This window comes from Actinopolymorpha sp. B17G11 (assembly GCF_040196095.1).
In the GTDB taxonomy this organism is placed as follows: Bacteria; Actinomycetota; Actinomycetes; order Propionibacteriales; family Actinopolymorphaceae; genus Thermasporomyces.
Genome location: NZ_JBEFTW010000037.1, coordinates 37,329 through 50,077 on the forward strand (window position 1 = coordinate 37,329; position 12,749 = coordinate 50,077).

Sequence of the window (12,749 nt, forward strand, 5' to 3'; positions counted from 1 at the left end):
GTGCCATCCCTGTTCGCAGTGTGCCGTCAGAGCAGGTGAAATACTCCATGACGGGCGTGATGTCGATGCTTCGCAGGTTGTGCAACCGACTCCGACTGACGGGCGCCAGGCCGCCTCGAACGAGCGGAACCCGAGGCTCACCACGCTTCCACGCGACCGACGTCACGACTCCACCAGCCCTTACGATGGCAAGTGTTACTCCGTCGCGAGCTTCGCGCAAAGTATGCCTGGCCCTCGAGTTGGAAAACTTTCGACGCCGATGCACAAGCCCGCCGTCGGCTCGATCTGGGTGGAAGGAAACTCCGTCCAGCAAGGACAAAGGGGGATGTCAGATGCCAATCATGGGAGTCAGCCGGTTCGAGCGGTTCTTCCGCGCCGCCGCTAGTCTGGACGTCGACAAGAACGATCTCAAGCGATACAACGACTTTCTGGACACGAAGATTTACGACCTCCTTCTCATCGGCCAAGCCACCGCGAACGCGAATGGACGTGACATCATCCAGCCGTCTGACCTCCCCCTCACCAAAGGGCTGCAGGAAAGCATTCATGGGTTCCGCAAGCTGGACGAGGACATCGAGCTGGCTCCCATCCTGGAGCAGCTCACCGCAGCCCGACCACCGCTGGATGCTGCCATCAGCGAGGGGACCCAGAACAGACTCCCCGAGATCGCCGGCGGTCTGAGCCTCGCCCTTGCGCGTACATTCAAAATCATCGATCCCGGCCTGAAGAACCCGCAGACCGACCACTGGCGACGCGTCTTCCAGATCTTCGGAACGCTTGTCTGACTGTCGACACGCGACGCTTCGGCGCGACCAGTACGGCAGGCGAAAGCCCGGGGCGGCGAGGGCCACATGCCCCTTAAGGCCACCTGGACACTCGTGATCGGCTTGCGGTGAACGAAAGGAGATGAGAACGATGACGACAGTGTGGCGTGGCCCCGCAAGACGTACACTTCCCGATCTCCTCGACTGGGCCGAGAGGCTTCCCGAAGCACTGGCATGGGCGAACCAGCCGATGACTCAGGGCGCGCAAAGCATGAGGGTCGAGCAGTTCATCGAGGACGGTACTTACACCGTCCGTGCGGAACTGCCTGGCGTAGACCCGGATAAGGACATCACGGTGGAGGTCGACAACGGACTCATGACCATCCGTGCCGAACGCAAGGAAGAGAAGCACGAGCGCGGCACGACCGAGTTCCATTACGGCCAGTTCGAACGGCGCGTCGTCCTTCCCGAGGGCGCCGACGAGGACCAGATCAATGCACGGTACGACGCAGGGGTCCTTGAGGTGTCCGTACCAGTCCGCGAGGAACGTGCCAAGCCGCGTTCAATTCCCGTCCAGCGTACGGCGGAAGGCTCCGGTCAGCACCGCGAGCAGGAGGCGAGCCACCAGACGCAGCCCAGACAGCGCTGATCCGCAACCAGCCGCCTCCCAGCCGACTCCTTTGGAGACCTGATCAGACTGTCGTCGATCGACGCTATGACCGTCTCCCCCAGCACTTGACGAGGCGATTGGGGCTGGAACCCGGTCGTCGGCCATCCCGGTCGACGGTGTTCACGCGTGCCCCTGCGGACAGCCACGTGGTTCGATCCCGCCCCTGCCCACACATTTCCGCAGGTCAGCGGCTTGCAAGGTCTCCAGCGATCGCCCGTCGGGCCTGAAATAGCTGAGACCACGAGGCCCGAAAACTGAGACCACCGGCAGCATCGTGCCCGGTCAATGGCATGCAAGCGGCTGATTTTGGAAGCGGAAGGTTGCCGCAGCGTTGTGGGCATTGCGTCCAATGCGTCCGCAGTCGCGGGCTCCCACCGCACGTCCCGTTGACGTTGAGCGTCAGAACCCGGACCAGCGACGGCATGAAGTGGAGCATGTCAGCGACATACGCGTGGTCTGGTCTTCAGGCTCCGTAGGGGGTCTGGCCGCCGTAGTAGGTGGGGGTGCGGGGGTGTAGTGCTCTTCGAGTGCGGTCACCGAGACCTGGATCTCGTCGATGCCCCGGCGCAGGAATCGGCGTAGACGCGTCTGAACCTGGTCGTGGCCATTGCATTCAATGCGTCCGTGGTCGGGCGGTCCTCGCTCTCTGCGTCGCGTGCTCTGGCCAGCCGACGACGATCCCCTGCGCTCCAGCTTGGAAGCTCTTGCCGACCGACCATGGCGACGGGTAGGCGAAGTTGCCTCATGACGTCAGCGGTTGATCCACTTCTGCATGTGCGAGGGGTAGCGGTCTGTGTGGATGTCGACCTGTGCGGAGTCGTCGGCGAGTTCTTCGAGGTCGTCAGGTGAGAGTTCGATGTCGACGGCGTCGGCGTTCTCTTGCAGGCGCTGGACCTTGGTTGTGCCGGGGATGGGGACGATCGAAGGATGCTGGGACAGTAGCCAGGCCAGCGCCACCTGCGCAGCCGTAGCTCCGGTCCGCGCCGCGATCGCCACCACCAGGTCGACGAGGGATTGGTTGGCGGTGCGGGCCTGTTCGGTGAATCGCGGCAGGACGTTGCGTACATCGGAGTCGGCGAAGGATGTCGTGCTGGCGATCGCACCGGTGAGAAAACCCTTGCCGAGCGGGCTGAACGGTACGAACCCGATGCCGAGCTCGGCCAGGGTCGGCAGGATCTCGACCTCGGGTTCGCGCCACCACAGCGAGTACTCACTCTGCAAGGCCGTCACGGGCTGGACGGCGTGGGCGCGTCGGATGACGTCGACGCCGGCTTCGGAAAGGCCGAAGTGCGTGACCTTGCCGGCGGCGATGAGGTCCTTGACGGCACCGGCAACCTCTTCGATCGGTACGTCGGGATCGACACGGTGCTGGTAGAGCAGGTCGATGCAGTCCACGCCCAGTCGTTGGAGGGAATCCTCGACGGTCGCCCTGATGTGCTCGGGCCGGCTGCTCAGTCCGTTACGCCGGTCTACGTCGAAGGAGAAGCCGAACTTGGTGGCGATGACGACCTGCTCGCGAACGGGCACCAGGGCCTTGCCGACGAGTTCTTCGTTGATGAACGGGCCGTACACCTGGGCGGTGTCGAAGAAAGTAACGCCGAGGTCGACGGCGGCGCGGATGAGGGCGATGCCGTCGTACTCGTCGACGGCGGGGCCGTAGCCGTGGCTGAGCCCCATGCAGCCGAGTCCGAGCGCGGAGACCTCGAGTCCGCTGCTGCCGAGGGTGCGCTTGATCATGGTTCTGCTCCTTGCGGGTTCGGGCACCTGCTCGACGGTAGGACCCGGCTTAGCGATGAAACAGGCACTGGCAGTACCTTCCTCGGCGTGGTGGGCGGCCCGTAGCGTCGAGGTATGGACCGTCAGACCGTGCACGACTTCCTGGTCAGCCGCCGGGCCCGGATCACGCCCGAGCAGGCCGGGATGCCGACCTTCGGGAAGAAGCGGCGGGTCCCGGGACTGCGGCGCGAGGAGGTCGCCTCGCTGGCAGGGGTGAGTTTCGACTATTACGCCCGACTCGAACGGGGCGACCTGTCGGGCGTCTCGGACTCGGTTCTGGAGGCGATCGCGCGAGCTTTGCAGCTGGATGAGGCAGAGCGGCAGCACCTGTTCGACCTCGCCAGGTCGGCGTCGGCCCCCGCTTCCCGAGCGCGTCGGACCAAGCCGGCGGTGACCCGGGTCCGGCCGGCGCTGCTCGGCATCCTGAACGGGATGACCGGGACGCCGGCATACCTGCGAAACGCACGACTGGACCTCCTGGCCGCCAACGAGCTGTGCCTGGTCCTCTTCGACGGCGTACTGACCCGGGACGCCCTGCCCTTCAACCTCGCCCGGTTCGTGTTCCTCGATCCGTACGCCAAAGCGTTCTATCTGGACTGGGACACGATCGCCCGGGACATGGTGGCTTCCCTGCGGAGCAGGGCTGGCCAGGACCCGTCGGATCGCGGGCTGAGTGACCTGATCGGTGAGCTGACGACCCGCAGTGACGGGTTCGCCGTGCTGTGGGCACGTCACGACGTACGCCTGCACCGCACGTCCCGCAAACGGCTGGCGAACCGGATCGTCGGGGAGATCGAGCTGACCGGTGATGCCCTCGAGCTGCCCGGCGACGGGCTGACCATGATCGCCTACACCGCCGAACCCGGCAGCCAAGCAGAGGACCAGCTGGAGCTGCTGGCGGCCTGGAGCGCGACGGCGCACTCCCCCGAGACCAAACCCGCCAACGCAGAAGGGACATGACAGATGGAGTACCGACGACTCGGATCCTCGGGGCTGAAGGTCAGCCGGATCGCCCTCGGCTGCATGAGCTTCGGTGACGGTTCACGGATGCCGTGGGCCCTGAACGACGAGCAGGCTGAGCCGATCTTCCGGCAGGCCGTCGAACTCGGCATCACGTTCTGGGACACCGCCAACATCTACGGCTACGGCAGTTCGGAGGAGATCACCGGCCGAGCCATCAAGTCCTACACCCGCCGTGAGGACGTCGTTCTGGCGACCAAGCTGTTCCAGAAGATGAGTGACGGTCCGGGCGGCTCGGGCCTGTCCCGCCGAGCCGTGATGGAACAGGTCGACGCGTCTCTGACCCGGCTGGGCACCGACTACATCGACCTGTACCAGATCCACCGCTTCGACCCCGAGACGCCGGTCGAGGAAACCATGGAGGCGCTGCACGACGTGGTCAAGGCCGGCAAGGTCCGCTACCTCGGCGCGTCGTCGATGTGGGCCTGGCGGTTCGCCACCATGCAACACGCCGCTGACCTCCACGGATGGACCAGATTCGTGTCGATGCAGGACCAGTACAACCTGCTGCACCGCGAAGAAGAGCGGGAGATGTTCGGGCTGCTCGCCCACCAAGGCGTCGGCAGCATCCCCTGGAGCCCGCTCGCCGCCGGACGGGTGACCCGCCCCTGGGGCGAGACGGGCACCAACCGGTCGTCGACCAGCCCGGACGTCGACATGTACGGACGGCCGCTCTTCCTCCCCAGCGACCAGGCCATCGTCGACGCCGTACAACGCATCGCGGAGCAGCGAGGCGTGTCGATGGCCCAGATCGGGATGGCGTGGGTGCTGAAGAACCCCGTCGTCACCGCGCCGATCGTCGGGCCCACCAAGCCCCACCACCTCGCAGACGCCGTTGCCGCTCTCGACATCGAACTCACCGATGACGAGGTGACCGCCCTCGAGCAGCCCTACCTGCCCCGCCTACCCACCTACTTCTAGATCGCCAGTAGCGCATCCTCTCTTGCCACCGGCGCAGGACAACGGCCAAGGCGTACCTTGGCGGGGGCGCCTCATCATGAACGGGCGTCGTTCTGCGGCTCGACCATCTCAGTGCGTCTGCAGTGACAGAGCCCGATCCTGCAAGGCACAGACATTTCCAGGGCCTGCTTGGCACCCGCTCGGACGAGCCCTCAGCCGCCAACGCTTGTTCGCCGCCGCCATCGTCCTCATCGTCCCGCCCGATCACCCACCTGAAGAAACGAACGCGAATGACCGACCTGACCCGCAGGGCGATCCTCAGTGCCAGCCTCGCCGCAGGCGGGGTCGCGGTCGCAGATTGGCTGAGTGGATGCACGCCCGAGAGCCCACAACCACCACGCCCAACGTCACCGTCGGAAAGATCACCCGACACCGCCGCGACTCCTCCCCAGGAAGCCGCATCCAGAATTCTGCTCGTCTTCTTTTCCCGCGCAGGAGAGAACTATTGGGAGGGCGGCAGGCGCGACCTTGAGGTCGGGAACACAAAGGTGCTCGCGGAAATGATCGGTGAGCGCGTCGCCTGCGACATCTACGAGATCGTCGCGGCCGACCCGTACCCCGAGGCCTACGACCCGACCGTGGAACGCAACGTCGAAGAACAGAACACCGACGACAGGCCGGCCATTGCCAGAGAACTACCCGACACCAGCGGCTACGACACCGTGCTGATCGGCAGCCCTGTGTGGAACATGCAAGCACCCATGATCATGTCAACCTTCATTGAGAAGGTCGACCTCAAAGGCAAGACCATCCTGCCCTTCGTCACCTACGCCGTCAGCGGCATGAGCGGCGTCGACGACGACTACGGCACCGCACTTCCGGACTCTACAGTGGCCACGGGCCTCGCGATCCGCGGCGAAGACGTGCCCGACGCTGCTGAGGACCTCGACAACTGGCTCGAAACGAACCAGTTGGCTGGCCGGTAGATGCCGTCGAGGCGAGCAACAGACTGTCTAGCCTCGCCGAGGAGCTCAAGTCCTTGCCAAGGCTGCAGGACACGACGTACTTGGTGGTGTTGTTGAAGAACGGCGCGCCTTCGTCTTCCTCGACCGTCCGGGTCGACCAGGGGCGCGAACATCTCCACGCCGCATCCGCCCTGGAGCGGATCCATGCCCACGTCGGACGACGTACACACCGCTCCCGCCGCCTGCTGGGGATCAACCTGCGCCATCGAAGTCGGCACTGCTGTCCGTTACGCGCGTAAGCGTCTCGCCAGTCGGCAGACGAAGTCGACGACCATGTCCCCCACCCGGATGGGCACTCCGCACGTGACGCGTCGCGGGTCGGCTGGTCTTGTGTTGATGTCCGCGAGTCGTTGGTCTCGTCGTCCTTCCGCGTGTTCAGCCTCGATCGGGTGGATTGGTTGTGCGGAATCGGGCTCGATAGTCTGCCGGGGCGATGCCGACCAGGCGGTGGAATGTTCTGCGTAGTGTCTCGGCAGTGCCGAATCCGTAGCGCCGGGCGATTGTCTCCACCGGGTCGTCGCGCTCGGACAGGTTCCGTTGGGCCGCCTCGACGCGGACTCGTTCGACGTACGCGGCCGGAGGTAGGCCGAGCTCGCGGGTGAATCGTCGCTGCAGATGTCGGGAGCTCAGCCCGGCCAGTGACGCCAGGTCGTCGATTGCGTGTCGCGCGCCGGGATCACTGTGGATCGCGTCCACGACGCGGCGCATCGCGTCGCTCTCCGGCTGGATCGACCACAACGGCACGCTGAACTGTGACTGGCTTCCTGGACGACGCAGGAAGAGGTTCAGCTCCCGCGCGACATCCAGCGCCGCCTCCGCGCCAAGATCTGCCTCCACGAGCGCGAGGGCGAGATCCATCCCCGCTGTCACGCCGGCGGAGGTCCAGAAGCGTCCGTCCTGGACGAAGATCGGGTCACAGTCGACGACGACGGCTGGATACTCCCGCGCCAACCGCTCTCCCTCCTTCCAGTGCGTGGTCACCCGGCGACCATCCAGCAGCCCAGCCTCGGCGAGGAGAAACGCACCGTTACAGACTGACGCCACCCGCTTGGCCGACCTGGCGGCAGTCGCGATCCAGTCGACCAGCCTCCGGTCGGACCGCGCCGCAAACACGCCCTCCCCGCCCGCGACCACCAAGGTGCCGATGCGACGCGGACTCGCCGTCGCCACCGACTGGTCCGCGTTGACTGACAGCCCTTTGCTCGTACGCACCGGGCCGTCTTTTCCGGACACCACCAAGCGCTCGTACCCGGCATGGCCGAACACCTCGAATGGACCCACGAGGTCGAGCGTCTGATGACCGTCGAAGATCACGAACGTGACACCAGCTGGCTTCATGGCTTCAGTTTGACCCTGGAGGGTAGATGGCGTCCAGGACACGTACCCCACAGATCGTGCCATCACGCCATCGCTATCCGCACGATGCCTCCTCAATTGGCCCGAACCTGGGCAGAACGCCGCGGGCGGCGAGTGGTGGCCCGCCTGCATTGTCGGCACGACTCGTCACCGTGGGATGGCGCGATCTGTGGGATGCGCGTCGTGGACGCCGCGCCGAGACGCCGGCAGGGTCGAAGTATGACCACGGCAGACCTTGTCCATCGCGACGTTCCACCATGGCGGCGTCAGCCGCTGATCGCCGTGCTGGCACGGGGCCGGCATGCTCAACTGGCCGGCCTTGGGCTGCTCGTCCTGGCCACCTCGGCGCTCCCGCTGGCGGGTCCGCAGGTCCTCCGCATGTTCATCGACAACGCCGTGCTCGCCAGACCGGCGCCGCTGCTGGCACTCCTCGCCGGCGGCTTCCTCGCCGTCTCCTTGGTCCATCATGTGGTGGCCGTCGCTGTCAGTTACGCAAGCACGCGGTTGGCCTGGGTTGCCACCAACGCCCTACGCGAGGAACTCGCACGCCATGTCCTCGAGCTGGACCTGTCGTTCCACGACGAGCATTCGCCCGGCGAGCTGATCGAACGTACGGATGGGGACGTCACCGCGGTGTCGTCCTTCGTGACCTCGCTCGTCGTTCAGGTCGTCGGCAGCTTGCTCACGCTCCTTGGTGTCCTGGCCGTGGTGTTCCTCGAGGATTGGCGGGTCGGGCTCGGCATGGTCGGCTTCGTGGTCGCCGCGTCTCTTGCGATCGCTGGCCTGCGCAAATTCGCCGTACCTGAAGCAATCGAGCGTCGAGCCGCCTCGGCCACGTTGTTGGGTGCGATCGAGGAGCGGCTGAACGGCGCGGATGACCTGCGTGCAAACGGCGGCGGTGACTACGCGGTGCGCCGTTTCCAACGCACGTTGGGCTTCTTCGTCCGCGCGTCGATGCGCGCGTCGATGGCGATGCGCGCCGTGTGGGTCATCACGGCGGTGCTCTTCGCCGCGGGCGGGATCATGAGCCTGGTGGCCGGAACGATGCTCTTCCAGGCAGGGGCGATCAGCCTGGGAACGGTCTACCTGTTGTTCCGTTACACCAGCCTCCTTCGCGACCCACTCGAGCAGATCTCGGAGCAGCAGCAGGTGGCCCAAGAAGCCGTCGCCAGCTTCACTCGCATCCAGCGGCTGTTCGACGAGCAGCCGGCGATACGCGACACCGGCCGCTCCATGTTGCCATCGGGTCCTCTGGACGTGGAGCTATCTGGCGTGAGCTTCGCCTACCCGAACGGCGCGAGGGTCCTCCACGAGATCGACCTTCGCATTGAACCCGGGAAGGTGGTCGGCGTCGTTGGACGTACGGGCAGTGGCAAGACCACCTTGACACGCCTGCTGCTGCGGTTGCTCGTTCCGGCCGACGAGGTCGTACGCGTTGCGCACACCGACCTACGTGACGTGCGTCTGGCCGACCTGCGTCGACGGGTGGCGCTGGTGACGCAGGACGTGCAGGTGTTCGATGCGACCGTACGCGACAACCTCACGCTGTTCGGTACGCATCGAGCCGACGATCGCGACCTGGTCGGCGTGCTGATCGACCTGGGCCTCGGGCCCTGGTATCGGGGCCTGTCGGCAGGACTGGACACCATGCTCGGTCCTGGCGGCGCGGGCATGTCGGCCGGGGAGGCCCAGCTGTTGACGTTCGCTCGGGTCTTCCTGCGCGACCCGGGTCTGGTCGTCCTGGACGAGGCCACCTCCCGGCTGGATCCGGAGAGCGAAGGACGGATCGAGCGAGCGGTGGACAAGCTGCTCGCCGGGCGGACGGCGATCCTGATCGCGCATCGCCTCGGCACGCTCGACCGGGCGGACGAGATCGTCATGCTCGACGCGGGCCGCATCATCGAACGCGGTGCCCGCCACGACTTGCTCGACGATTCCAGCTCCCGTTTCGCCGCCTTGCAGGCAAGTGCCTCGGGGATGCCGTGATGAGCCAGCGAGAGTTGTCAGTGTGGCGGGCTACTGGGCGGATCGCCCGCTACCGGCTCGGCCTGTTCTCCCTCAGCTTCGTGCAACTCACTGCCTGGACCAGTTCGACGTTGCTCATCGGGTGGCTGCTCCAGCAGGTCTTCGACGCGCTCAGCGGTGCCGCGCCGGCGGGATTCGGCGTGTATGAGATCGTCGCGGCGCTCGCGGGCGCAGAAGCTGCCCGCGCCGCCGTGATGTGGGGCGGCGTCATACGCGCACGTTGCTGGCAGCATATGGGCGGCCTGTTGCGGCTCAACCTGCTCCGCGCACAGCTGCACAGTGGCGGACCGGACGCCGGAACGACGGCCGTGTCTCCGGGCGAGGCGCTGAGCCGCTTCCGTGACGATGTTGACGACTTCCTCGCGTTCCTCGAGACCGCGATCAACGCGGCCAGCAAGGTGGTACTCACCGTCGGCTCCATGGCGATCATGCTATCCATCGAGCCGGTCATCGCGCTGGCGGTCGGACTGCCTCTGGTTGTCACGGTGGTCGTGACCAGGCTGGCGCGTGAGCGGATCCGCGCCTACCGAGCGGCACACCGGCGGACAACGGCAACGGTCACGGCACGGCTCAACCAGGCATTCGGAGCCGTACTGGCGGTGAAGTCGGCCCACGCCCACAACGGCATCCTCGGCCATCTCGCCGACGCGAACGAGCGCCGTCGCCGCACCGGGCTGCGTGACGAACTCCTCAGCCAACTACTGGGACGGTTCAACCGAGCGTCCGTGGACGTCAGTATCGGGGCGGTCCTGCTGCTGGCCATACCTGCCACGCATCGGGGAGACTTCACGGTGGGAGACCTAGCCCTGTTCGTCAGCTACATCAGCAACCTGGTCTGGGTCCCCTACTACGCCGGTCAGCTGCTGGCCCGGCATCGTCAAGCGGGCGTCGCCATCGACCGGATGGCCGCGCTCGTTCCGGCTGCGCGACCGGATGCGCTCGTTGCCCACCGGCCCTGGCGAGATCCAGAGCCCCAGCCGCCGACGCCACGCAAAGGGCGATCTGCATTAGAACGGCTCACAGTCACCGGGCTCACCGCCAAGTATCCGACGTCAGGTCGCGGTATCCACGACGTGAGCCTGACCCTTGAACGCGGGACCTTCACCGTCGTGACTGGTCCAGCTGGTGCGGGCAAGTCCACGTTGCTCCGCGCCATTCTCGGGCTCCAGCCGGCCCAGGCCGGAACGGTGTGCTGGAACAAGGCTGTGGTCACCGATCGTGCCGAGTTCCTGGTGCCGCCTCGGTCCTCGTACGTGCCACAGGTACCGCAACTGTTCAGCGAGTCGCTGCAGGACAACGTGATGCTCGGTCAGGAGGACCGAAGCGGCCTCCAGGCAGCCGTACACACAGCGGTCCTCGACCGGGACGTCGCGTCGATGCCGTCCGGACTGCACACGCATCTCGGCGCGCGTGGCGTGCGGCTGTCCGGCGGTCAGGTGCAGCGCACTGCGATCGCTCGGGCCCTGGTGCGCCGTACCGATCTGGTCGTACTGGACGACGTCTCGAGCTCCCTTGACGTCGAAACCGAGAGCCGTCTGTGGGACCGGCTGGTCGCCGACCCCGGTCGTACGTTGCTGGTGGTCTCCAACCGTCCAGCCACCATCGCACGCGCCGATCAGATCATCCGCCTCGACCACGGCGAGATCCGGCCGCGGCGCATTCATGCGGCCCCGGCGCAGATCGAGCTGAGCCGCATCGACCGGGGGTCCGCCGAGTGGATCGACGTCGAACACCTAGCGCGACACGGACAGCGAGGCTGATGCCAACGTGCCTTCGCGACCACCAGCCAACACCTGTCGCATCATCGCCGAACGAAGGAGAGAGAACATGCAAGTCGCCATTGCGCTGTTCCCGAAGGCCACCATCCTCGACGCTATCGGCCCGTACCAGGTGTTCGCGGGCGTGCCCGACGCCGAGGTCGTCGTCTGCGCCGCGTGGAAGGGCCGGGTCTCCGACGCCGGCGGCCGGGTGCACATCGACGTCGAGCACACCTTCGACGACGTGCCGGAACCCGATGTCCTGCTCGTTCCCGGCGGCAACGTCACCCGTCAGATGACCCACGACGATCCGATCCTCGACTGGATTCGCTCGGCGCACGAACACACCATCTACACCGCGTCGGTCTGCACTGGAGCGCTGCTCCTCGCGGCGGCCGGCCTGTTGCGAGGACGACGGGCCACGACGCACGGGGTGGCCTATGACGCGTTGCGCGAGTACGGCGCCGAGCCCATCGAGCAGCGAGTGGTGTTCCAGGACCGGATCGTCACCGGCGCCGGCGTCTCCGCCGGCATCGACCTGGCGCTGGAGATCGCCGCCAGACTGAGCGGGCCCGAGGTCGCACAGTCCATCCAGCTGAGCCTTGAGTACGACCCACAGCCGCCCTTCGACGCCGGATCCCCCACCAATGCGCCGCAGGCCGTCATGAACCGGCTCCAGAGCATGGTCTCCCTTTGGCAATCACCACAGCGTCGGCGCCCGGTCGGGAGTGTCGGCCGGGTCTCTGCGGAGGAGGTCGCGAGCGATGGACAAGCAGTTGAGAGGTGAACCCGCTCACCGGGAGACCTGCGATCTACAGATCTTCCCCCTACTCCTCGCGAAAGGGGTCCTTCATGGCAAGCCATGCAGTGGTTTTTGCAAATCCCTCTGGAGTGATCCGGTACTGGAGCTCTGGAATGGTCGAACTGTTCGGGTTCAGCGAGTCAGAGGCTCTCGGAGCCACCTTGGACCTCATCGTTCCGCCGGATTATCGAGAGCGTCACTGGATCGGTTATCACGCAGCGATGGATCTGGCGGACGGTGTCGTCGACCACGGATCGTTCAATGTACCGGCGCACCACAAGGACGGCCAGACGATCCGAGTCGAGGTTCACCTGCACGTTATTCATGACAGCCGCAGCCGAGTTGCTGGAGCGTTCTCCGCCTTCAGCCCGGACGAAGGTCCCTCGGCCTCGATCGAAGCCCTCTGACAAGCCTGTTGCCGTCCCGCCTGACCTCCTTGGTGAGTACGTCCAAGTCGGGCTTTGCTTCTGCAGCCAGGCATCAGGACCATCAGCAGTGCGGCACGAACCAGGTCAAGGATCTGCGACCGGCGCTCCTCCGCTGCCATGGGGTCTCACGTCCGGGGTCGGGTGGCAAGCGACTGCACCGCGATCGCCGCCGGCATCTTGCGATATCGAACACTGTCGGCCAAATACCGAGACAAGATGGCCATAG

The 12,749-nt window shown here is 65.9% G+C and carries 11 protein-coding genes; 9 read left to right on the plus strand and 2 right to left on the minus strand.

Annotated features, from left to right (window positions below; genetic code table 11):
* The first annotated feature begins 341 nt into the window (after window positions 1-341).
* Both ABN028_RS28690 and ABN028_RS28695 read left to right on the plus strand, forming a co-directional pair.
* On the plus strand, window positions 342-785 hold the full coding sequence (locus ABN028_RS28690; protein ID WP_349698773.1) for a DUF1931 family protein: 444 nt from the start codon (window positions 342-344) through the stop codon (window positions 783-785).
* Between the two features lie 130 nt (window positions 786-915).
* Window positions 916-1,413, plus strand: a complete 498-nt coding sequence (locus tag ABN028_RS28695) for an Hsp20/alpha crystallin family protein (protein ID WP_349331817.1) — start codon at window positions 916-918, stop codon at window positions 1,411-1,413.
* Window positions 1,414-2,184: 771 nt separating this feature from the next.
* Here ABN028_RS28695 and ABN028_RS28700 read toward each other — a convergent pair.
* Window positions 2,185-3,171: an aldo/keto reductase gene (locus ABN028_RS28700; RefSeq protein ID WP_349331818.1), complete on the minus strand. Its 987-nt coding sequence runs from the start codon at window positions 3,169-3,171 to the stop codon at window positions 2,185-2,187.
* Between the two features lie 114 nt (window positions 3,172-3,285).
* On the opposite strand from ABN028_RS28700, the gene ABN028_RS28705 reads away from it, so the two are divergent.
* The 3 genes from ABN028_RS28705 (at window position 3,286) to ABN028_RS28715 (ending at window position 6,116) form a co-directional block, all read left to right on the plus strand.
* Window positions 3,286-4,170 carry a helix-turn-helix transcriptional regulator gene (locus tag ABN028_RS28705; RefSeq protein ID WP_349331819.1) on the plus strand — a complete coding sequence of 295 codons (885 nt, stop codon included), beginning with the start codon at window positions 3,286-3,288 and terminating at the stop codon, window positions 4,168-4,170.
* 3 nt (window positions 4,171-4,173) lie between these two features.
* On the plus strand, window positions 4,174-5,151 hold the full coding sequence (locus ABN028_RS28710) for an aldo/keto reductase (protein WP_349698774.1): 978 nt from the start codon (window positions 4,174-4,176) through the stop codon (window positions 5,149-5,151).
* A gap of 269 nt (window positions 5,152-5,420) precedes the next feature.
* A complete protein-coding gene (locus ABN028_RS28715) occupies window positions 5,421-6,116 on the plus strand; it encodes a flavodoxin (RefSeq protein ID WP_349331821.1) in 696 nt (231 codons plus the stop codon).
* Between the two features lie 414 nt (window positions 6,117-6,530).
* On the opposite strand, the gene ABN028_RS28720 is transcribed toward ABN028_RS28715, so the two are convergent.
* Entirely contained in the window at window positions 6,531-7,493 is a 963-nt protein-coding gene (locus ABN028_RS28720; RefSeq protein ID WP_349698775.1) for a GlxA family transcriptional regulator, read from the minus strand.
* Between ABN028_RS28720 and ABN028_RS28725 the strand changes: the two genes are divergently transcribed.
* From ABN028_RS28725 to ABN028_RS28740, 4 genes are all read left to right on the plus strand, one after another.
* Window positions 7,452-9,497, plus strand: a complete 2,046-nt coding sequence (locus tag ABN028_RS28725) for an ABC transporter ATP-binding protein (protein ID WP_349698776.1) — start codon at window positions 7,452-7,454, stop codon at window positions 9,495-9,497. The two genes, ABN028_RS28720 and ABN028_RS28725, sit on opposite strands and share 42 nt — an antisense overlap.
* A complete protein-coding gene (locus ABN028_RS28730) occupies window positions 9,497-11,296 on the plus strand; it encodes an ATP-binding cassette domain-containing protein (protein WP_349331824.1) in 1,800 nt (599 codons plus the stop codon). The genes ABN028_RS28725 and ABN028_RS28730 overlap by 1 nt, the downstream gene beginning before the upstream one ends.
* Window positions 11,297-11,363: 67 nt before the next feature.
* Entirely contained in the window at window positions 11,364-12,080 is a 717-nt protein-coding gene (locus ABN028_RS28735) for a DJ-1/PfpI family protein (RefSeq protein WP_349698777.1), read from the plus strand.
* Between the two features lie 65 nt (window positions 12,081-12,145).
* Window positions 12,146-12,502: a PAS domain S-box protein gene (locus tag ABN028_RS28740; protein ID WP_349698778.1), complete on the plus strand. Its 357-nt coding sequence runs from the start codon at window positions 12,146-12,148 to the stop codon at window positions 12,500-12,502.
* The last annotated feature ends 247 nt before the right edge of the window (window positions 12,503-12,749 follow it).